Origin of the sequence: Pseudomonas sp. R2-7-07 (assembly GCF_003852355.1) — a bacterium.
Taxonomy (GTDB): Bacteria; Pseudomonadota; Gammaproteobacteria; order Pseudomonadales; family Pseudomonadaceae; genus Aquipseudomonas.
The window spans coordinates 385,102-404,652 of record NZ_CP027759.1; the positions used below are offsets into that span (position 1 = coordinate 385,102).

General features: G+C 60.0%; 19 protein-coding genes and 1 tRNA gene. 6 read left to right on the plus strand and 14 right to left on the minus strand.

Features of this window, described 5'->3' with window-relative positions; translation table 11 throughout:
• Nucleotides 1–6: 6 nt before the first annotated feature.
• From C4J86_RS01600 to C4J86_RS01620, 5 genes are all read right to left on the minus strand, one after another.
• The gene (locus tag C4J86_RS01600) at nucleotides 7–372 is read right to left on the minus strand and encodes a hypothetical protein (RefSeq protein WP_124369238.1); all 366 of its coding nucleotides are present in this window, start codon (nucleotides 370–372) and stop codon (nucleotides 7–9) included.
• 37 nt (nucleotides 373–409) lie between these two features.
• Nucleotides 410–1,753: a CHASE2 domain-containing protein gene (locus C4J86_RS01605; protein WP_124369239.1), complete on the minus strand. Its 1,344-nt coding sequence runs from the start codon at nucleotides 1,751–1,753 to the stop codon at nucleotides 410–412.
• Nucleotides 1,754–1,874: 121 nt separating this feature from the next.
• A complete protein-coding gene (locus C4J86_RS01610; protein ID WP_124369240.1) occupies nucleotides 1,875–2,873 on the minus strand; it encodes an NADP-dependent oxidoreductase in 999 nt (332 codons plus the stop codon).
• 58 nt (nucleotides 2,874–2,931) lie between these two features.
• On the minus strand, nucleotides 2,932–3,720 hold the full coding sequence (locus C4J86_RS01615) for an SDR family oxidoreductase (protein WP_124369241.1): 789 nt from the start codon (nucleotides 3,718–3,720) through the stop codon (nucleotides 2,932–2,934).
• A 66-nt stretch (nucleotides 3,721–3,786) separates the two neighbouring features.
• Nucleotides 3,787–4,887: an alkene reductase gene (locus C4J86_RS01620; protein ID WP_124369242.1), complete on the minus strand. Its 1,101-nt coding sequence runs from the start codon at nucleotides 4,885–4,887 to the stop codon at nucleotides 3,787–3,789.
• A gap of 144 nt (nucleotides 4,888–5,031) precedes the next feature.
• On the opposite strand from C4J86_RS01620, the gene C4J86_RS01625 reads away from it, so the two are divergent.
• On the plus strand, nucleotides 5,032–5,607 hold the full coding sequence (locus tag C4J86_RS01625) for a TetR/AcrR family transcriptional regulator (RefSeq protein WP_124372377.1): 576 nt from the start codon (nucleotides 5,032–5,034) through the stop codon (nucleotides 5,605–5,607).
• A 247-nt stretch (nucleotides 5,608–5,854) separates the two neighbouring features.
• Here the strand turns inward: C4J86_RS01625 and C4J86_RS01630 are convergent, their stop codons facing one another.
• From C4J86_RS01630 to C4J86_RS01640, 3 genes are all read right to left on the minus strand, one after another.
• A complete protein-coding gene (locus C4J86_RS01630) occupies nucleotides 5,855–6,145 on the minus strand; it encodes a type II toxin-antitoxin system RelE/ParE family toxin (RefSeq protein ID WP_124369243.1) in 291 nt (96 codons plus the stop codon).
• Nucleotides 6,108–6,374: a CopG family ribbon-helix-helix protein gene (locus C4J86_RS01635; protein WP_078822908.1), complete on the minus strand. Its 267-nt coding sequence runs from the start codon at nucleotides 6,372–6,374 to the stop codon at nucleotides 6,108–6,110. The genes C4J86_RS01630 and C4J86_RS01635 overlap by 38 nt, the downstream gene beginning before the upstream one ends.
• A 179-nt stretch (nucleotides 6,375–6,553) precedes the next feature.
• Nucleotides 6,554–6,629, minus strand: a tRNA-Thr gene (locus tag C4J86_RS01640).
• A gap of 328 nt (nucleotides 6,630–6,957) precedes the next feature.
• Here C4J86_RS01640 and bcsQ point away from each other — a divergent pair.
• Nucleotides 6,958–7,851, plus strand: a complete 894-nt coding sequence (gene bcsQ, locus C4J86_RS01645; RefSeq protein ID WP_124369244.1) for a cellulose biosynthesis protein BcsQ — start codon at nucleotides 6,958–6,960, stop codon at nucleotides 7,849–7,851.
• 241 nt (nucleotides 7,852–8,092) lie between these two features.
• Here the strand turns inward: bcsQ and C4J86_RS01650 are convergent, their stop codons facing one another.
• The 5 genes from C4J86_RS01650 to C4J86_RS01670 form a co-directional block, all read right to left on the minus strand.
• Nucleotides 8,093–9,280 (minus strand): methyltransferase, encoded by a 1,188-nt coding sequence (locus tag C4J86_RS01650; RefSeq protein WP_124369245.1) that lies wholly within the window; start codon nucleotides 9,278–9,280, stop codon nucleotides 8,093–8,095.
• Nucleotides 9,261–9,950, minus strand: coding sequence for an ABC transporter permease (locus C4J86_RS01655; protein ID WP_124365093.1), 690 nt, complete (start codon nucleotides 9,948–9,950; stop codon nucleotides 9,261–9,263). The genes C4J86_RS01650 and C4J86_RS01655 overlap by 20 nt, the downstream gene beginning before the upstream one ends.
• Nucleotides 9,951–9,988: 38 nt before the next feature.
• Entirely contained in the window at nucleotides 9,989–10,684 is a 696-nt protein-coding gene (locus C4J86_RS01660; protein ID WP_124369246.1) for an ABC transporter permease, read from the minus strand.
• Between the two features lie 74 nt (nucleotides 10,685–10,758).
• The gene (locus C4J86_RS01665) at nucleotides 10,759–11,511 is read right to left on the minus strand and encodes an ABC transporter substrate-binding protein (RefSeq protein WP_057725474.1); all 753 of its coding nucleotides are present in this window, start codon (nucleotides 11,509–11,511) and stop codon (nucleotides 10,759–10,761) included.
• A gap of 13 nt (nucleotides 11,512–11,524) precedes the next feature.
• A complete protein-coding gene (locus C4J86_RS01670) occupies nucleotides 11,525–12,298 on the minus strand; it encodes an ABC transporter ATP-binding protein (protein WP_124365477.1) in 774 nt (257 codons plus the stop codon).
• Nucleotides 12,299–12,852: 554 nt separating this feature from the next.
• Between C4J86_RS01670 and gabP the strand changes: the two genes are divergently transcribed.
• Complete coding sequence (gene gabP, locus C4J86_RS01675) at nucleotides 12,853–14,244, plus strand: GABA permease (RefSeq protein WP_124369247.1); 1,392 nt, start codon at nucleotides 12,853–12,855, stop codon at nucleotides 14,242–14,244.
• A gap of 116 nt (nucleotides 14,245–14,360) precedes the next feature.
• Here the strand turns inward: gabP and C4J86_RS01680 are convergent, their stop codons facing one another.
• Nucleotides 14,361–14,774: a hypothetical protein gene (locus tag C4J86_RS01680; RefSeq protein ID WP_124360838.1), complete on the minus strand. Its 414-nt coding sequence runs from the start codon at nucleotides 14,772–14,774 to the stop codon at nucleotides 14,361–14,363.
• A gap of 140 nt (nucleotides 14,775–14,914) precedes the next feature.
• On the opposite strand from C4J86_RS01680, the gene C4J86_RS01685 reads away from it, so the two are divergent.
• The 3 genes from C4J86_RS01685 (at nucleotide 14,915) to C4J86_RS01695 (ending at nucleotide 19,531) form a co-directional block, all read left to right on the plus strand.
• Nucleotides 14,915–15,880, plus strand: coding sequence for an arsenic resistance protein (locus tag C4J86_RS01685; RefSeq protein ID WP_124369248.1), 966 nt, complete (start codon nucleotides 14,915–14,917; stop codon nucleotides 15,878–15,880).
• Nucleotides 15,881–15,966: 86 nt separating this feature from the next.
• Nucleotides 15,967–17,574 (plus strand): glycosyltransferase family 39 protein, encoded by a 1,608-nt coding sequence (locus C4J86_RS01690; RefSeq protein ID WP_124369249.1) that lies wholly within the window; start codon nucleotides 15,967–15,969, stop codon nucleotides 17,572–17,574.
• Nucleotides 17,575–17,812: 238 nt separating this feature from the next.
• The gene (locus C4J86_RS01695; RefSeq protein ID WP_124369250.1) at nucleotides 17,813–19,531 is read left to right on the plus strand and encodes a ShlB/FhaC/HecB family hemolysin secretion/activation protein; all 1,719 of its coding nucleotides are present in this window, start codon (nucleotides 17,813–17,815) and stop codon (nucleotides 19,529–19,531) included.
• The last annotated feature ends 20 nt before the right edge of the window (nucleotides 19,532–19,551 follow it).

Sequence of the window (19,551 nt, forward strand, 5' to 3'; positions counted from 1 at the left end):
CTCCCTTTATTGATTGCAACCGGCACCAAAGCCTATGGTGGAATTATTGCGGGCGTCCCTGGCCTGGCTTTTCGTCAGGCCAAGGCAGGGCAGGTCGACCACGTTCAGCGGCGGTTCGATGCGCAGGTCCATGGTGTCCAGCCAGACTTTCTGGCCTGCCAGTTCTACCTGCACCAGGTCCAGCGCCTGGTTGTACTGCAGCACCGGCATGGGTTGGGTAGGCGCATCTTTTTTCGCCAACTCGCGCTGTGGCTTGCCCTGCTCGTCGAGCACCGTCACCGGATCGGCGAGGAACGCCTGGATACTGTGGGTTTCCGCCCAGGCGCCCTGGGTAAAGACGGCTGCGAGCAAGACGATGAGGCTTCTGTTCATCCTTGAGTTCCTTAAGTCAAATGGCAAAGCGGTACGCTCAACGATCGCGGTCGAAGAAGGCTTCGATCCGCTCGCTGAACAACACCAACGACAGCAATACGATGCCCAGCACGTTGACCGGGGTGATGTCATTGAGGCTCAGCAGCACACTGACCAATCCCAACATTGACATCACCAACAGCCACGACGGGCACGGCGAGGTGAAAAACCAGATTTCCTGGCGCCGCCATCGGCCCCAGGTGCAATGGCCCGCCAAGCGTCGGGCGTGCAGCGCCTTGAGCACCGCGATCAACGCCAGCAGCCCGAGTTCCAGCAGGTCCAGCCAATTGAAAGGCAGGTGGGGGAAGTCGGCGGGTTCATGGTCATAATTCATACCTGCATTGATCAGGTTATCCAGGGCCATGGCGTGCAGGTAAACGCCGGGGAGCTGGCCGTGTACCGGCGACTCCACCAGGTCCCCCGTGGACGCGATATTGGCGCCGATCAGCACCAGGCGGTCGTTGAGTAACTCGGCGATCAAGGCTTGGTCGTCCGGGTCACTGACTTCCAGGTCACTGGCCGACAACGTCAGCGTATAAGGGCACCGCGCCTGGGCGGAGTCATCCAGCTTCCAGAACACGGCCTGGAAGAACTGAGCCACCCCGTCCAGCAAGAAATGTCGTGCCGCTGCGCAGTGGCGGATATCGGCAACACGCGCCTGGTCCGCTGCCAGCTTCAGCCCCCATTGCACCGCGATGGGCTGGCGCTGCGCAGCGGTTTGTACATCCACAGGCGGCGACGTGCAGTCTTGGGTGGCACAGAAGGCCCGGTATAGTGCCAAGGCGGGAGTTTCCATCAGCCCGGCCTGCGTATGCTTAGCCAGTGGGTACTTGTCGTCTACCCCTTCCCACGCCACCAGTGCTGGCCGGCTGACCTGCATAAAAGGCGCCAGCGTATTGGCCTGGCCCGCCTCTGCTCGCGTCAGCCCAGTATTGGCCAACCACAGCGGGATGCCCTGGCGTTGATAACGCTCAAATACATTTGCCAGCAACTGACTGCCCCGCGCCGGGTCGCCGAACGAGTGGTCGTGGCTGTAAAGCAAATCCACAAACACAGCCCGTGGCTTGTATGCCAGCAAACGCTTGAACAATTTGCTCTGGTCGCTGTACGGCATTGGCCATGGGCTGTCATTGCGCATCAGGTAGGCATCATCAATCAACACCACTGCCACCTGCTGCTGTCCGAGGCTTGGGTAGTGGCTGGCGAACATACGATTGAGCCACTGCGCCGACGCCTTGTCGCTGGAACTGGCCAGGCCAAAAGGATCAAGAATCGCCAGCAACACGATGATGGCCGCCAGCCAATAGCGGCGGTATTTGAACAGCGGGGGGTTGGACGACATCCATGTCTCGATTAAATGCACAGCAAGGCGGGTTTTTTAACGGAGTAGAGAAGGGTGTCAATCAAAGAGATGGCTAAGTGCCACATTCTTCGTGCGCTTGGATCGCCTTTCGCAAAAAAAACTATCGGAGCGTAATGGTGACCTTGCCTTTTGCTCTGCCCTGCTCGACGTACCGCAACGCCTCTGCGGTCGATGTAAACGGGAAGGAGCGATCAATGACCGGTTTGATGACTCCAGCCTCGATCAGCGAGGTGATTTTTTGCAGCTGTACCCCGTCGGCATGCATGAACAAAAACGCATAGCTCACCCCCTGTTTGCGGGCCTTTCTGCGAATGCCGCTGCTGAGCAGGCGCATGACCTGCCCCAGCACCCATGACAAGCCTTGGGCTTGGGCAAATTGCGCGGTCGGCGGCCCCGACAGGGAAATTAGCTGGCCGCCAGGCTTGAGAACCTTGACCGATTTCTCCAGTACATCGGTGCCGAGGCTGTTCAACACCACGTCGAAATCGCGCAGCTCGTTGGCAAAATCCTGCTGTTTGTAATCGATGACCACATCCGCCCCAAGTGCTTTCACCCATTCGACATTCGCCGTGCTGGTGGTGGTGGCAACGAAGGCGCCGAGGTGTTTGGCGAGCTGGATGGCAAGCGTGCCAACACCGCCGGAGCCGGCATGGATCAACACTTTCTGGCCTTTTTTCAACTGGGCGGTTTCAACCAGCGCCTGCCAGGCCGTCAAGGCGGCCAAGGGGATGGACGCCGCCTGGGCCATGTCGAGGTTCGAAGGTTTCAGCGCCAGCGCGTCTTCGTTCACAGCGATCAGTTCAGCGAAGGTCCCGATCTGCGCGTCGGGAGGCCGAGCGTACACTTCGTCTCCCGGCTTGAATCGCGTCACCGCCGCACCCGTGCGAACCACCACCCCGGCCAGGTCATTGCCCAATATCAATGGAAACCGATAGGGCAGGATCAGTTTGAACGCCCCCGTCCTGATCTTCGAATCCAACGGGTTCACGCTCGTCGCATGCACTTGGACCAGCACGTCATGCACACCGACCGCAGGGTCGGGCACTTCGCCAATCATTCCGTTCTGCTTGCCGTAGCGGTCGATAAAAAATGCTTTCATGGTGCAACTGCTCTTGTCGTGGAATGAGCGAGGCGCGGCCCCGGCAACGTCAGAACGTTCAGGCTTGAGTCAAATAGCGTTGCGCCACCGTTGATTGCTTGATCTGCCCCAACAGCCCCCCACGCGCGGCTTGCAGCGCATCCCAACGCTCGCCTTCCTGCAGCGCAGGAATAGTCACCAATTCGCGTCGGTCGAAACCAAGCAGTGCCGCATCGACCAACTCACCCACTTCCATGATTTCGCTCAGGGTGTTGATGTCGATACCGGCGCGGTCCCAAATCTCCGTGCGGGTGGCGGCGGGCAGTACGGCTTGTACGTAAACACCCTGGGGCGACAGTTCCAGGCTCAGACCTTGGGAAAGGAACAGCACAAACGCCTTGGTCGCCCCATAGACCGACATGCCGAACTCAGGCGCCAGCCCCACCACCGAACCGATGTTGATGATAGAGCCTTCACCTGCTTTGGCCAGGCGTGGCGCGATGGCGCTTGCGAGCCGCACCAGCGCGGTGGTGTTGAGGGCCACCAGCTGCGCAACGCTGTCAGTGCTTTGCTCGATGAAAGTGCCCGATTGTGCGGCGCCGGCATTGTTGACGAGGATGCCGATGCGCGCGTCATCGCGCAGGCGCGCTTCAACGCTGTGCAGGTCGCTGAGTTGCGTCAGGTCGGCCTGAAGCACATCAATGGCGACGTTGTGTTCGTCCTGCAACTTCGCGGCGAGCGTTTCCAGGCGTGCGTGGTCGCGGGCGACCAGCACCAGATCATGCCCGCGTTGGGCGAAACGTTCGGCGTACACCGCGCCGATGCCGGTGGAAGCGCCAGTGATGAGAACAGTAGGGCGAGTCGTCATGATGTCAGCTCTTTATCAGGGATTGGGATTGAGGTGCGCGTAGAACCAGGCTCGATCAGCCGACGCCTAGTTAGCGACAGCGCTTGATTCGGCAAGCGTCGGGTAGTCGATGTAACCTGCCGCACCGCCGCCATAGAGCGTGGCGGGGTCGAAGGCGGACAGTGGCGCACCGGTCTTGAGCCGCTCCACCAGATCGGGGTTGCTGATAAATGGGCGACCAAAGGCGACCAGGTCGGCCTTGTCATGCGCCACGCGTGCCTCGGCCAGGTCCAGGTCGTAGCCGTTGTTGGCGATGTAGGTGTTCTTGAAGCGCTGGCGCAAGGCCTCGAAATCAAAGGGCGCGACGTCCCGTGGCCCGCCGGTCGCGCCTTCGACGACGTGCAGATACACGATGTCCAGCGCATTGAGTTGGTCGACGATGTAATCGAACTGAGCCTGTGGATCGCTGCTCGATACACCATTGGCCGGCGACACAGGCGAAAGGCGAATGCCGGTGCGATCAGCACCAATCTCGTCGACCACGGCCGCCGTCACTTCCAGCAACAGACGCGCCCGGTTCGCGATCGAACCACCGTAGGCATCCGTACGCTGGTTGGCGCCGTCCTTGATGAACTGATCCAGCAGATAGCCGTTTGCACCGTGGATTTCCACGCCGTCGAAGCCCGCCGCAATCGCGTTCGCCGCTGCCTGGCGGAAGTCGTTAACGATGCCCGGCAGCTCGTCGGCCTCCAGCGCTCGCGGCTCGGAAGCATCCTCGAAGCGGTTATTGACGAACACCTTGGTCGCGGCACGAAGCGCGGAAGGAGCGACCGGCGCTGCACCTTGCTGCTGCAGATCCACATGAGATACACGCCCCACATGCCACAGCTGCAGGAAAATTTTCCCACCCTTGGCGTGCACGGCATCGGTCACCGCGCGCCATCCGTCTATCTGCGGCTGCGTGTAAATGCCCGGGGTGTCTTGATAACCCTGGCCCTGCTGCGAAATCTGCGAAGCTTCGGAAATCAACAAGCCCGCGCTGGCCCGTTGGCTGTAATAGGCAGCAGCAAACTCACTCGGCACAAAACCTTTGCCCGCGCGATTGCGTGTCAGTGGCGCGAGAACCACACGGTTCGCGAGCGTCAGGTTGCCAAGTGTGTAGGGAGTAAACAGATTCAGATCGCTCATGGATGTTGGTTCCGTGCCCGTGGGTAGAGGTCATGTCACTTGCGATTAGGATGATGATCGAAATCTAAACTGTCAACGGTTTTGATTATGAACGACATCTATGTATCATCAGCCCATGAATTCAGCGGTAGAGAGGTAGCGAACATGCGCGTGTCCAAGGCCCAGGCCCAAGCAAACCGGGAGCACGTCGTCGAAACGGCTTCAGTGGTATTTCGCGAGCGCGGTTTTGACGGCGTCGGCGTGGCCGATCTGATGGCCGCCGCCGGCTTCACCCATGGCGGTTTCTACAAACATTTCGGTTCCAAGGCCGACCTGATGGCCGAAGCCTCGGCCTGCAGTCTTTCGCAGTCCCTGGCCAGCGCCGAAACATTGAGCGTGAAGGACTTCATCGACCTGTACGTGTCCAGGGCTCATCGCGACAACCGCGCCACGGGCTGCACCATGGCGGCGTTGTGCGGCGACGCGGCGCGTCAGTCGGGCGATTTGAAATCGACCTTCGCCGAAGGCATCGAGCACATGTTGCAAACCCTCGGCGAAAAATACCCAACCGGACCGGATGCGGAGCCGGATGAGGCGAGGGTAAAAATGATTGATCTGCTGGCGAGGGCGGTGGGTGCGATTGTGTTGTCGCGCGCTTGTCCTGATGACTCGGCGTTGGCGGATGAGATTTTGGGGGTGTGTCGGGGGGAGATGATTGGGTCGTTCTCGGGAGAGGCTTAGTGGGGATAGGGGGGTGGGAAGTTGCAGCACCCTAGAAATTAAAGAGCCGCTAAAGGGCATAATTATTGCCAGTCCATAATCAAAGAGAAAAAAGGGACGGACTTATTTTCTTGCAATTGCCACTATTCATTCAAACCCCAGATACCACAAAGCCCCGAGTTAAGGGGCTTTGTATTGTGGTGACGAGTCGGACCTACCGACTTGTAATCAGTTGGTCAGTTACCCGGGCGCTTCTGCGTATCAACGATCACCAGTCCTCCCGACGCTCTGAATGCTGGTGAAGAATCCGGAAGACCATCACGCGGTCACCCTGCAAGCTATAGGTCGCTCGATACGGATACGTGGTGATAGTCAGCTCTCGGCAATCGGGCACTGGAGACGCTTTCCCTGCATTAGGAAAACGCTCCAGCATTTCCAGGCAGTTGAGGATGTGGAAGACGGCTGCCTCCCCCAATTCCGCGCCGACTAAACCTTCGTAATGCTCGTAAATTCCATTCAGGTCACTTTCCGCTTTGCTGCTTAACGCGATCTTCGGCACGTTTTACCCACTTAGCCTTTACGGCATCCAAATCGGTGACGTTGCCGGCATCAGCATCTGCGATGCCTTCCTGCACGGCTTTGAAATGCCAGGATTCATCGGCCACATAGCGGCTCAAAGCCCGTTGCAGGTGGTATTGGCGGTCTCGGTCGGTCGCCTGCGCCAGTTGATCCAGCTCGCTGGCAAGTTCGGGCTTTACTCGGAAAGACAGAACGGGAGAGGCTGCCATAACGTTGCTCCATACGTTTTTGTATACGCTGTGTACACGGTATACAAACGTTAGGCTTCGGCAGGTTGGCGGTCAATAGCGGTTTGTCGGTTTGGGAAGGGTTTGCAGGCGAGCGGCTGGGGTTGTCTTAACCCAGAAACAACAAAGCCCTCACATTTCTGCGAGGGCTTTGTTTTGTATGGTGCCGGCACCAGGAGTCGAACCCGGGACCTACTGATTACAAGTCAGTTGCTCTACCAACTGAGCTATACCGGCGTGTTAGGGCGACGATTATAGCGATTGAAAAGGTTCTGTAAACCCCTGAATTCTGACTATTTTTGCAAACGCTGCGGTTTTTTGCAGTCGCTGTGTTTTTTGCCCAATGTCACTGCATGAAAACCTGTGCAGGCAGCACTCATAAAAGAGCCATTAAATTGACTTTTTACCGTTCATCCAGAAAGCACAAAACAAAAACATCAAAATAATGACACACCCTAACCGTTGCCACAGAATGCCCAAACAAGGACGCCTATAATAAGACCTGCGGTAAGTATCCGCGCTTGCCGAGCTTCACGTCTTAACGCTGCGTCGTGAGGAGCAGGTTATGAGCCTTAGCAGAGAAATCCTGGCGTTGTTCGGCAAGGATGTCGCCCATGACGCCGATGGCATCAATGCGCGAATGCACTTTTTCGGCAGTGTCCCTGAACAATCCCATCTCCAGCCGCTGGTTACCCCTTTGTTGCGTCCAAAAATAGTGGCGCTGGTGTCGATCAATGGCGGTGTCGGGCGCAGCACGCTGGTTACGGCGTTGAGCAGTGGTTTGCAGCGCCATGGTGAGTCGGTGGTGGCGTTGGACCTGGACCCGCAGAATGCCTTGCACCACCACTTTGGCGTCAGTTCCACATTGCCCGGGATCGGGCGCACCAGTCTGGAGCATGGGCAGTGGGGCCCGCTGCAGCAGTTGGGGTTTGCCGGTTGCCAGGTGATCACCTTCGGCGATGTCGATATTCAGCAGCAGGAGAATCTGGAGCGTTGGCTCAAGCATGAGCCCGATTGGTTGGCGCAGCGTCTCGCGTCGCTGGGCTTGAGCGAGCGGCAGACGGTGATTATCGATACGCCCGCCGGCAATAATGTCTATTTCCATCAGGCGCTGAACGTGGCCGATGTGGTGCTGCTTATTGTGCAGCCGGACGCTGCGTGCCTTGGTACGTTGGATCATCTGGATACGCTGCTCGCCCCGTACCTTGAGGGCCAGTGCCCACCGGCTGTGCACGTAGTGGTCAACCAGGTGGACGAAAGCAATGCCTTTAGCCTGGACATGGTTGAGGCGTTCAAACATCGGCTTGGCACAGACCTGCTGGAGGTGCATCGCGACATGGCGATCAACGAGGCATTGGCCTTCGCGGCCGACCCGTTGGATAACGTGACCAAGCGGCTCGCCAGTGACGATATCAACGCGTTGTGCCTGCTGCTGAAGGCGCCGAGGAAAACCGCGTGAAAGCGCGGTTTATACGGTTTACGCCAGATGCTTATGCACAATCGGTTGGTAACGGTGGTTACTGAACGGCCATTTTGTGGAGCCGTTCTCAATACGCTGCAACTGCCTGTTTTGCGTGCGTTTTATTGTGTGAACAAAAAATGACCAGCGCTGCTTTTGGTCTGCAGCGCTGATGGCTACAGCTTTGGCAAAGAATTCATCAACAGAGTTATCCACAGGGCGCGGTAGGAAGTTTTGCCCCTTAATCGCGCTCGGCCAGCACCATCAGGTTGCGTGGGGTGAGGGTGTGTTCACAGAAGCTGCCGAGCTCGACGTTGTAGCCGTGCTCCATCAGGAATAACGCGCGATCCAGTACCAGCCACACTTCCAGCGGGCGGCGAAACAGGCCTCGGACCAGTTCCAGGTTTCGCACCTCGGCCAGCCGGCGCCAGCCGTGTGCTTCCAGCGCCCCCCAATCCTGGTCACCGGTAGATAAATCCTTCAGGCGTGCCAGCTCCCGGCAATAGTCAGCGAAGGATTTATCCAGCCACTTCGTGGGCAGGGACGGCGTGGGCAGGTAGTCGTCGCAATCCCGCAGCTGCCGTTGCAGCCGGTCGAAGCCCAGGCGCCGGGCCATGGAGGCATCGCGTTGCTGGCGTACGCGGTTACCGGCAGTGACGGTTTCGCTCAGCGGCAGGCCCAGATCGTCGATCGACAAGTGCAGTGCTGACGCGCGCCCGGTCGCGGACAGCGCTTGATAGTGATCGGCGCCGATGCGGTTATAGCAGCACGGCGCCAGCGCGAGTTGCTTGCAGCCGGCAGCGCTGGCCAGTTGCAGCATGCGCACATGCAGGTCGCCGCAGGCATGCAGGGCGACGGGAGTGTGCTCGGGGCTGATCGCCACATCCGCCATCACGTCTTGCAGGCGATGGGTAACGCGCAAGCCGTGGTGATCGCTCAAGGCTGTGCCGGAGGCAATCAGGGCTGGGTCATATTCCAGGCAGGTCAGCTGTTGGCCAGGTTGCAGCAGGCGGCGGCCGAGATGGCCTTTGCCGGCGCACCAGTCCAGCCAGTGGTGGGGCTCTGCGGCAAAATTCAGGGCGGCGCCGAAGGCTTCGATCTGCTGCCATTTGCGCCCCGGAACGTCGACATCCAGGCGATGGCGAGCGGGTGCAAGCGCGTGTGTCGGCAATTTGTCCACGGCGCTGAGGCGCAGCGCCTGTGCGGCCAACTGTGGAAAAGGCGCGGGCGCCGGCAGGTCGTGGGGGTGATTGTGACTGGCTTCGGCGTCGTCCAGCGAGCGTTGGCGTAGCCACTGCGCTAGCGCGGGATGTTCGGTTTCCCAGTCCAATCGAAGCTGGGTAAAGGGCCGCGGTCGCCACAGCCCTTGGTGCTCGATCAGAAACGCATCCAGTGCCTGGAAGCGTGCCTCAACGTCCTTGGCATGCATCGACGCGCAGCCATTTTTCCAGCAGTTTGAAACCGCGCACCAGCACGTAGGCCATCACCAGGTAAAACAGCCCGGCCGCGAAGAAGATCTCCACCGGCAGGTAGGTACGGGCAATGATGGTCCGGGCCATGCCGGTCAGTTCCAGCAAGGTCACGGTACTGGCCAGGGCGCTGGCCTTGAGCATCAGGATCACTTCGTTGCTGTAGGCCGGCAGGCCGATGCGCGAGGCGCGGGGCAGGATGATGTAGAACAGTGTCTTGGGCCTGGACATGCCCAAGGCGCGAGCCGCTTCGATCTCGCCCGGGGGAATGGCCTGGATCGCGCCGCGCAGGATTTCAGCGATATAGGCAGCAGTGTGCAGGGTCATGGTGGCGGTGGCGCACCAGAACGGATCGCGCAGGTAGGGCCACATGAAGCTGCCACGCACGCTGTCGAATTGCGCCAGGCCGTAGTAGACCAGGAACAACTGCACCAACAACGGCGTGCCACGGAAGAAGAAAATGTAGGCATAGGGCAGGGCGCTCACGTACCAGCGGCGTGATGAGCGAGCGATGCCCAATGGGATCGCCAGCAGCAGGCCGGCAATCACGGCGATTGCCACCAGCTCCAGGGTGAGTGTCGCGCCCTGGGCCAATTTAGGCAGCCACTTGATGATCACGGCCCAGTTCAGACCCAGGTCGAAATGCGACAGCCAGCTGTAATCAGCGCTCATTGGGCGCTCCTTGCAAAGCCGCGGGCGGCGCGTTTTTCCAGGAAGTGCATGCTGGTCATGGCGAGCACGGTCAGGCCCAGGTACATGAAGGCGGCGACCATGAAGAAGGTGAACGGCTGCTTGGTCACGGTCACGCCGATCTGTGCGTGACGCATGATTTCTTCCAGGCCGATCACCGATACCAGAGCGGTGTCTTTCATCAGGATCATGAACAGATTGCCCAGGCCCGGCAGGGCGATGCGCCACATCTGCGGCATGATCAGCCGAGTGAAAATCCGAAATTTCGACAGCCCCAACGCCACACCGGCTTCACGGTGGCCCTTGGGAATGGCGAGGATCGCGCCGCGAAACACTTCCGTGGCGTAGGCGCCAAAGCACAGGCCCAGAGCGATGACACCGGCGGCAAAGGCACTCAGGGACAGGTCGGGGTTACCGAAAAATTCCCCCAAGGCACGCATCAGGTTGACCGTGCCGAAATAAATCAGGAGCACCCACAGCAACTCGGGAATACCGCGAACGATGGTCGAATAAGCACCGCCCAGCCATTGCAACGGCTTGTACGGTGAAGTCTTGGCCAAGGCGCCGGCCAGGCCGAGCACCAGCCCCAGGCACAGGGCCGTGAGCGCCAGTTTGACGGTCATCAGCGCGCCGGCGCCAAGGGCCGGGCCGAATCCGTAGAGGTCGAAATTCATGGTGTTTTCATATCGCGGCAGGCATTGCTGGAAGCCGGCGCGCTCGGCTGAGCGCGTCGGTCAGGCCGTTCAGATCATTCGATGCTGAACGGGAAGTACTTGTCGTTGATCTTCTTGTAAGTGCCGTCTGCCTTGATCTCTGCCAGGGCTTTGTTCAGGCGCTCGCGCAGCGGGTCGCCCTTGCGCACGGCGATACCGATCTTATCGCTCTCTACAACTGGGTCGCCCTTGAATTCATAGGCCGAACCGTCTTTGCTCTTGAGCCATTCGTACTGCACGTACTTGTCGGCCAGGATGCCGTCCAGGCGGCCGGAAGTCAGGTCGAGGTAGGCGTTTTCCTGGGTGTCATACAGCTTGGCCTCGGTGTCCGGCAGCTTGTCTTCCAGGTAGGTGCCAGCCAGGGTCGCACGTTGTGCACCGATCACCTTGCCCTTGAGGTAGGCGGCGTCGGGCTTGAAGTCGGCGGTGGCTTTTGGCGCGATGAACTGCAGCTTGTTGGAGTAGTACGGGTCGGTGAAGTCGACCGCCTGCTTGCGCTCATCGGTGATCGACAGCGAGGACACCAGGAAGTCGAATTTCTTGGCGTTCAGGGCCGGGATGATGCCGTCCCAGTCGGACACATACACTTCGCACTTTTCGACTTTCATCTTGGCGCACAGGGCGTCGCCGATGTCTTTGTCGAAACCGACGACATTGCCGCTGGCGTCTTTATTGTTGAAGGGCGGGTAGGCCGCTTCGATCCCCATTTTCAAGGTTTCTGCCATGGCCGTGGCGCTGAACGCCATCGAGACGGCCGCGGCCAGAAGGAATTTTTTATAGGTCTGCATGCATGTTGCTCCGTTAGCGGTTGCTGGACATGAATTGTTTGCAGCGCGCCGAAAGCGGGTTGTCGAACACCTGCTGTGGCGATCCTTGCTCTTCGACCAGGCCCTGGTGCAGGAACACCACTTCGCTGGACACTTGGCGGGCGAAGCCCATTTCGTGAGTGACCAGCAGCATGGTGCGGCCTTCTTCGGCCAGCGCGCGGATCACATTAAGTACTTCCTGGACCATTTCCGGGTCAAGCGCCGACGTCGGCTCATCGAACAGAATGACCTTGGGCTGCATCGCCAACGTACGCGCAATCGCTGCGCGCTGTTGCTGGCCGCCGGACAGTTGCGCCGGGTAGGCGTGGCGCTTGTCGGCGATGCCGACCTTGGCCAGCAGGGCCTCGGCCACTTCTATCGCCTCGGCCTTGCTCTGGCCGAGCACGCGGCGAGGGGCCTCGATGATGTTGTCGAGGATGCTCATGTGCGGCCACAGGTTAAAGTTTTGAAACACAAAACCGATTTCGCTGCGCAGGCGGTTGATCTGCTTGCCGTCGGCGGCCATCAACTCGCCGTTTTTTGCGGCCTTGAGCTTGAGTTCTTCGCCGGCCACCAGGATCTGGCCCTGGTGCGGGTTTTCCAGCAGGTTGATGCAGCGCAGGAAGGTGGACTTGCCGGAGCCGGAGGAACCCAGGATCGAGATCACATCGCCGTCGCGAGCGGTCAGCGAGATACCTTTGAGTACCTCCAGCTCACCGTAGCGTTTGTGCAAGTTGCGGATTTCAAGCGCGGGCGCGGCCTCGGCCATGTGCGGTCCTCATTGTGTGCATTGCATTCCTGCTGTTGGGCCGCCTTCCTGGCGAGGCGCCAAGCTAGCATAGCGTTTGGATGACAGCCAACAGCGCTGCGGACGGTTAACAGGTGGTCTGCGGCAGGGTGTCGCATCGGCGCAGCAGCGTGTCGCGCCATCAACAACTAACAGACGTTTGGACCTGGCCAATCCACAGGCTTCGCGTAAAAAAGGGCGCGATGGTGCCAGCTTTGGCCGGGTGTTGGAAGGGTTAACCGGGTAAACGGTGCATATCGGCCCCTTTATAGAGCGCCGCCTACTTTTTGTGTGTGTTTTTGGTGCGCTCTTGCGCGGTGAAAATGGGTCGCTCGGTAACGCTATAGCGAAATGCCATTGTTCTCAATGACTTGCAACGACTGAGGAATTGTCCTACAGCCCGCGTCAATCCAGGCTTTGTAACATTTTGGCGCAAAACTTGCGTAAAAAATAAAGAACGCCCTGTTGGTTTCTTTTCACGAGAAAGACTGCGGGCCGGGCGAACCGTTTTCGCAATTCCTCCCAAAGGTGTGTCAATGAGTAGTACGCAAAGCTGCAATGACCTCGAACAGGGGCTTAAACCGCGTCACGTGACCATGCTCTCGATTGCCGGGGTGATTGGTGCCGGTTTATTCGTGGGCTCCGGCCACGCGATTGCCGCCGCCGGCCCCGCCGTACTGCTGGCGTATGCCGCAGCAGGTACGCTGGTGGTACTGGTGATGCGCATGCTGGCCGAAATGGCCGTTGCCTCGCCGGACACCGGTTCGTTCTCTACTTACGCCGACCGCGCGATCGGCCACTGGGCCGGGTTTACCATCGGCTGGCTGTACTGGTGGTTCTGGGTGCTGGTGATTCCGTTGGAAGCCAACGCGGCCGCGACCATCCTGCATGCCTGGTTCCCGGGCGTAGCCATTTGGGCCTTCACCCTGATCATCACCTTGCTGCTGACGGCGACCAACCTGTTCAGCGTGAAGAATTATGGTGAGTTCGAGTTCTGGTTCGCGCTGATCAAGGTCGTGGCGATCGTGGGCTTTGTCATCCTTGGCCTGGCGGCGATTTTCGGCTTTTTACCCACCAGCCAGGTCAGCGGTGTATCGCACCTGTTCGACACCCAGGGCTTTATGCCGAATGGCATGGGCGCGGTGCTGGCGGCGATCCTGACCACCATGTTCTCGTTCATGGGCACTGAGATCGTGACCATCGCCGCCGCAGAATCGAAGAACCCCGGCCAGCAAATCACCAAGGCCACCAACTCGGTGATCTGGCGGATTGGTTTGTTCTACCTCTTGTCGATCTTCATCGTCGTATCCCTGGTGCCCTGGAATGATCCGACGCTGGCCGCGGTGGGTTCCTACCAGACCGTGCTCGAGCGCATGGGCATCCCGAATGCCAAGCTGATCGTCGACCTGGTGGTGTTGGTTGCCGTGACCAGCTGCCTTAACTCGGCGCTGTACACCGCCTCGCGCATGCTGTTCTCCCTGGGCCGTCGTGGCGACGCCCCGGCTGTGGCCAAGCGCACCAATAAAAGCGGCACGCCTTACTGGGCCGTGATGCTGTCCACGGGCGCTGCGTTCCTGGCGGTGTTTGCCAACTATGTGGCGCCGGCGGCGGTGTTCGAATTCCTGCTGGCCAGTTCGGGCGCCATTGCCTTGCTGGTGTATCTGGTGATTGCCGTGTCGCAACTGCGCATGCGTCAGAAGCGCACGGCGGCGGGTGAGAAGATTGTGTTCAAGATGTGGCTGTTCCCGGGCCTGACCTACGCGGTGATGGTCTTTATCGTGGGCACGCTGACCATCATGCTGTTCCAGGAAGCGCACCGCGTTGAGATCATCGCGACAGGGATTCTGAGCTTGCTGGTGGTGTTGGCGGGGCTGTTTGTTGCGAGTCGTCGCAAGGCCCAGAGAGTCGGTGCTGCTGTACTGAACTGAAAAATGTAGATCAAAATGTGGGAGGGGGCTTGCTCCCGATAGCAGTGTGTCAGTCACTTATTTGTTAACTGACCCACCGCCATCGGGAGCAAGCCCCCTCCCACATTTCGTATGTGTCAGTCTGCTGAATTTGTCAGCGTTTGGGATGCGGCTAAGTAGTCCGCCTGGAACTGCGGCGATTCGATCCACGCCAATGCGGCGGCCTCGTCATCGCTGTCAGTGGCCCATTGCCGATATTCAATCAGCGCGGCCAGGATAAAGTCGGTCGCTTCCTCTTCGCCTTCCTGCTCCAGCACCAGCGCCAGCAGCGGGTGCGCCAGGAATACCGCACACAGCGCCTGCTGGCTGATTTCGCCCGCCGTACGCATTTCCACGAACAGCTCGGTCAAGTCCACCGACTCAAGGTCGATACGGCTGTCGTCGCCTGCGAACGCGTCCGGCTTGGTTGCGACGGCACGCTGGGTGCGGTTTTGCTTGGCCTTGGTTTTTGCCCGCTGGGCGCGTTTTTGCTGCTTGTTTGGCGAGGCCATGGGCGTAACGTCCTTGGGTTTGGGGCAGGTATTGAAGCGCAGGTTGGGAGAAATCCCAAGAAGGTTTGGTCGCTCATCCAACTCGACCGCCAGGCAATAGATGAATAGGCTTGGCCTTCGCAACCTGCCAGAGCGTCTTCATGACCCGCGATACCCTCGAGCACAACCAGATTCCCGTCTACTTTGTTGCCATCCTGCTGGCCGCTCTGTGTGGCGTATTCGCGCCATCATTCGCTCAGGGCCTCAGCGTGCTGATCACGCCGGCTATCGCGGTATTGATGTACGCGATGTTCCTGCAGATTCCTTTCCTCGAGCTGCGCCGCGGCTGGGGCAGCAAGCGCTTTATTGCGGCGTTGCTGCTGGCCAATTTCATCCTGGTGCCCTTGCTGGTATGGGCGCTGACCCGTGGCCTGCTGGAGCACCCTGCGCTGTTGGTGGGCGCGTTGCTGGTGTTGCTCACGCCGTGTATCGATTACGTGGTGGTGTTTACTCACATCGGTAAAGGCGACTCGCGGTTGGTACTGGCGGCCACGCCGTTATTGCTGCTGATGCAGTTGGCCTTGCTGCCGGTGTACTTGGGGTTGATGCTGGGCGCGCAATCCGGGGTGGTGATCGCGGTCGGGCCGTTTATCCAAGCGTTCCTGTGCTTGATCGTGGCGCCGATGCTGCTGGCCGCGTTGACCCTGCTCCTTGCGCGCCGTTCAACACGCATAAGCCGGTGGAACAGCGCCTGGGCCTGGCTGCCGGTGCCGGCGATGGCGCTTGTGCTATTTGTGGTGATCGGCTCGCAGATCACATCAGTGATTCGTGACATCGGCGTACTGCTGCCAGTGCTCGCGGTCTACGCAGGCTTCGTGCTGCTGGCGCCGCTGATGGGAATGTTGGCCGCGCGGCTGTTTGCGCTGCCGGCGGCCACGGCGCGTGCGGTGACGTTCAGCGCATCCACCCGCAATTCGCTGGTGGTGCTCCCCCTGGCGCTGGCGTTGCCTGAAGGCGTGCGCGGGTTGGCCGCGACGGCGGTGATCCTGCAGACCCTGGTCGAGCTGGTCGCGCAGTTGATCTATATCCGCCTGATCCCGGCTCTGGTGTGGCCCGCCAGCCGCTGACGCGTGAATAATCAGGTTTGTTCAGGCGCTATTCAGGGAGTCGGCCGGCACCATAAGCGCGCGCTTCCCACCTGACAGGTCACCCGATGGATCATCGCAACCGCTATCGCCTGGAGTCACTGGGCATCTTTCTGATCGCCTTATTGCTGTTCACCTGGGGTATCTGGGACCAGCAGCCCCAGGGCTTTGACGGACGTTGGGCGCTGTTCCTGCAGGAAATGTTTCGCCACGGCGCGAGTCTTTTCCCCACCACCTACGGCCAGCCGTACGCCGATTATCCCGGCACCGCGACCTTCTTCAGCTACGTCTTCGCCCGGTTGTTCGACGCGCCCAACCATCTGGCGAATGTGCTGCCCACCGCGCTGGCTTCGGCCGGCGTGATTGCCTTGACCTATCGCCTGCTGGCGCCGTCCAGCCGGCCCTGGGCATTACTGACGGTGTTGCTGACATTGCTCACCACCCAGTTGCTCGAAAAGTCGCGCTCGGTGTGCCTGGACCAGATGATCGCGCTGTTGTGCATCGGCACTTTCTACCTGCTGCACAGTGGTGAGCGCCTGGGCTCGCGGGTCAGGCAGCTTGCGGTGTTCCCACTGTTTATCCTGGCCTTTGCGATTCGCGGGCCGCTGGGGTTGATCGAGGTGTGTGGCGTCGCATGCGTGTACTGGGCGCTGGGCCGGCCAGGGGAGCGGGTCAGGCAGGTGTTGATTCACGGCGTTGTCGGGTTGGTGTTGCTGGCAGCGTGCTGGTGGCTGTTGATGAAGCTCGCGCGCATCAGTGGTGGCGATGCCTTTGCTGATGAAGTGTTCAAGATGCAGGTCGGCGGACGCCTCGATGAGTCCGGCGAGCCGTTCTACTTTTACTTCCAGCTGAGTCTGTACCGGTATTTCCCGGTGGTGCCATTGGCGCTGGCTACCTTGATTGCGCTGCGTCATCGCTGGGCGCAACGCTGGGCCAACGAGGATGTGCAGTTATTGATACGGCTCGGCGCGTGCGGCCTGATGATTCTGCTCGGCCTGTCCGTGCCGCATTTCAAGCGTGCTTATTACATCCTGCCCATGGTGCCGATGTTTGCCGCCGTCGCGGCTTATGGGTTGCTCCAGGCGCAAGGCTGGCTCGTTGGCGTGCGCCGCGGTTACGAAGGGCTCGTTGTAGCGCTGCCGGCGCTGTGCGTGGTGGTGCTGTTTGTGTGTCGGCATGCCTGGCACAAGCAGGGTTACTGGCCCGACGTGTCCATGCCGCTATTGATCGGCGTGCTGGTGCTGCTGCAAGGCGCGGCGATGTTTGCGTGGCGTCGGGCCACACGTTTGGTGTGGCTCAGCGCAATCGCCCTGGCGGCCCAGTGGTTGCTGCTGGTGAGTGTCATCGAGCCGGCCAAGGACCTTCAGTTCGATACCCGCCAGTTTGTCCGCCAGGTAGAGGCGTTGCGGGATGCGCAGCCGGGGCCTCTGGTATTTGTCGACCTGGCCCGGGACACTTGGGCGGTGCGCTACATGATGAACCTGGATCACGATGAGCAGCCGCTGTTCGTCGGGCGTAACGAGCTTGAGAAGCTCGTCACATTGCCCCGGCCATCCTGGGTGATTGTGCCGCGCAAGGACACGGCTCTGTTGAAGGGCTCGCCAGTGGAACCATTAGCGCCGAGCTTTCAGGGGCGATTGAATGACAATCCGTTGATGGTGTTTTTGCTCAACTGAGAAGCCCTTTTTAGAAAGCATCTGAGGCGACGCTCAGCACGTTACCGTTGCTCGTTCAGTTAGACCACCGCTACCGTCTATCGGAATCGCAACGCCAAATACTCTAACTTTATAATTTTTTATTTAAAAATCAGTTAATTAGGAGTTATTAACGCATCTGCCGATAAGACAGTCGGGATATTGGCTGACGCATGCTTCGATGTTAATTTGCCACCCTTTGTAAATCGACGGATCGAACATGTACTTTCTCCTGCCATGGACTCGGCTGCTGGGCGCCTGCCTGCTGACTTTTTTCACGCTGAACACTGCATTCGCCGCCCCCACCCCCGGCGACCAGGACCTGATCCGCGACCGTCAAAACCGCCTGCTCGAAGAGCAGCAGCGGCGTCTGCAGGAACTCCAGGACCTGCCCGGCAAAGCAGCCAAGCCCGAAGCACCGGCCACCCCCGCCGATACGCGCTGCTTCCCGATCCAGGACATCGAACTCAAAGGCGCCGACAGCCTGCCGGCCGCCGACCGTGAGCGCCTGCTCAAGCCATATATCGGCCAGTGCCTGGGCGTGTCCCAGCTCAACGAACTGCTCAAGGCCATCACCGACTACTACCTCGGCAAAGGCCGCGTCACCAGCCGTGCCTACCTGCCGCAGCAGGATCTCTCCAGCGGCCACCTGCAAGTGCTGGTGGTGGAAGGCAAGCTCGAAGCGCTGAAAGGCGCCGAAGGCAGCACGGTGACCGAGCGCGAGTTGGCCATGGCCTTTCCCGGCAAGGTCGGCGAGGCGCTGAACCTGCGCGAAATCGAGCAACTGGTGGACCAGCTCAACCGCCTGCCGTCCAAACAAGCGCAGATGGAGCTGACCCCCGGCAGCCAGGTCGGCGGCAGCGACGTGGTGGTCAAGAACACCCCACAAAAGCCCTGGCGCGCCAGCCTGTCGCGCAATAACGACGGCCAGAAAAGCACCGGCGAACAGCAATGGGGCGCCGGCCTCGAGTGGGACAGCCCGCTGGGCCTCGGCGACCAGTTGATGCTGCGCGGCGGCCACGACGCCATCAGCGACCATCAGAAAACCTCGAAAAACACCCTGCTTTACTACAACGTACCGTGGGGCTGGTGGAACTTCAGTTACAGCTACAACGAGAGCGACTACCGCACCTACATCGTGGCCGATAACGCCAAGTACAAGCAGGACGGCGACAACCAGAACCACCAACTGCGCGCCGAGCGGGTGATTCACCGCGATGACGTGAGCAAGACCTCGGTCAACGTCGGCCTGGCGCACCTGCGCACCAACAACTACCTCCTCGACGTGCGCACCGCGCCCAGCAGCAACCGCCTCAGCGAACTGCAACTGGGCATCAACCACGGCCGCCGCATCGGCAGTGCCTTCGTCAACCTCGACCTGGGCATGCAAAACGGCATCGGCCTGCTCGACGCCCAGTCGCAGGAAGAGCGCGACGAATTCGGTCGGCGCCAGCCGAATTCGCGCTACCGCAAATACACCGCCACCGTCAGCTACCTGCAACCGTTCAGCCTGTGGGGCGAGTCGTTCAGTTTTTCCAGCTTGGCCACCGGCCAACGCAGCGAAGACATCCTGTTCAGCCCGCAACGCATGAGCCTCGGTGGCTCGGCCTCGGTGCGCGGCTTCAAGGACCAGTTGCTCACCGGCGACAGCGGCGGCTACTGGCGCAACGAAGTGCGCTGGGCGCGCCCGGTGACCCTCGACTGGATGCGCCCGGCCTTCTTCGAATACGGTGCCAGCGTCGGCTACGACCAGGGCGTGATCAGCAACGACCGCTACAACGACAACCTGCATGGGCGGGTCTCCAGCAACTCCCTGGAACTGTTCGCCCGCGGCAAAAACGTCAGCACCAGCGTGACCTTTGCCCATTCGTTAGAAAGACCTGGGGTCGTGACCGAGCGCGAAGCGCCGATCTACTTCCGCATGGATTTCTTCCTGTAATTAACGCCCCGCTGCAATGA

What these genes read in the sequence shown, in the direction of transcription:
- C4J86_RS01690 (WP_124369249.1), top strand. Translation starts at nt 15,967, where the DNA reads ATGGATCATCGCAACCGCTATCGCCTGGAGTCACTGGGCATCTTTCTG.
- C4J86_RS01670 (WP_124365477.1), bottom strand. Translation starts at nt 12,298, where the DNA reads ATGGCCGAGGCCGCGCCCGCGCTTGAAATCCGCAACTTGCACAAACGC.
- C4J86_RS01620 (WP_124369242.1), bottom strand. Translation starts at nt 4,887, where the DNA reads ATGAGCGATCTGAATCTGTTTACTCCCTACACACTTGGCAACCTGACG.
- C4J86_RS01685 (WP_124369248.1), top strand. Translation starts at nt 14,915, where the DNA reads ATGACCCGCGATACCCTCGAGCACAACCAGATTCCCGTCTACTTTGTT.
- C4J86_RS01605 (WP_124369239.1), bottom strand. Translation starts at nt 1,753, where the DNA reads ATGTCGTCCAACCCCCCGCTGTTCAAATACCGCCGCTATTGGCTGGCG.
- bcsQ (WP_124369244.1), top strand. Translation starts at nt 6,958, where the DNA reads ATGAGCCTTAGCAGAGAAATCCTGGCGTTGTTCGGCAAGGATGTCGCC.
- C4J86_RS01635 (WP_078822908.1), bottom strand. Translation starts at nt 6,374, where the DNA reads ATGGCAGCCTCTCCCGTTCTGTCTTTCCGAGTAAAGCCCGAACTTGCC.
- C4J86_RS01695 (WP_124369250.1), top strand. Translation starts at nt 17,813, where the DNA reads ATGTACTTTCTCCTGCCATGGACTCGGCTGCTGGGCGCCTGCCTGCTG.
- C4J86_RS01660 (WP_124369246.1), bottom strand. Translation starts at nt 10,684, where the DNA reads ATGAATTTCGACCTCTACGGATTCGGCCCGGCCCTTGGCGCCGGCGCG.
- C4J86_RS01680 (WP_124360838.1), bottom strand. Translation starts at nt 14,774, where the DNA reads ATGGCCTCGCCAAACAAGCAGCAAAAACGCGCCCAGCGGGCAAAAACC.
- C4J86_RS01625 (WP_124372377.1), top strand. Translation starts at nt 5,032, where the DNA reads ATGCGCGTGTCCAAGGCCCAGGCCCAAGCAAACCGGGAGCACGTCGTC.
- C4J86_RS01615 (WP_124369241.1), bottom strand. Translation starts at nt 3,720, where the DNA reads ATGACGACTCGCCCTACTGTTCTCATCACTGGCGCTTCCACCGGCATC.
- C4J86_RS01610 (WP_124369240.1), bottom strand. Translation starts at nt 2,873, where the DNA reads ATGAAAGCATTTTTTATCGACCGCTACGGCAAGCAGAACGGAATGATT.
- C4J86_RS01665 (WP_057725474.1), bottom strand. Translation starts at nt 11,511, where the DNA reads ATGCAGACCTATAAAAAATTCCTTCTGGCCGCGGCCGTCTCGATGGCG.
- C4J86_RS01600 (WP_124369238.1), bottom strand. Translation starts at nt 372, where the DNA reads ATGAACAGAAGCCTCATCGTCTTGCTCGCAGCCGTCTTTACCCAGGGC.
- C4J86_RS01650 (WP_124369245.1), bottom strand. Translation starts at nt 9,280, where the DNA reads ATGCATGCCAAGGACGTTGAGGCACGCTTCCAGGCACTGGATGCGTTT.
- gabP (WP_124369247.1), top strand. Translation starts at nt 12,853, where the DNA reads ATGAGTAGTACGCAAAGCTGCAATGACCTCGAACAGGGGCTTAAACCG.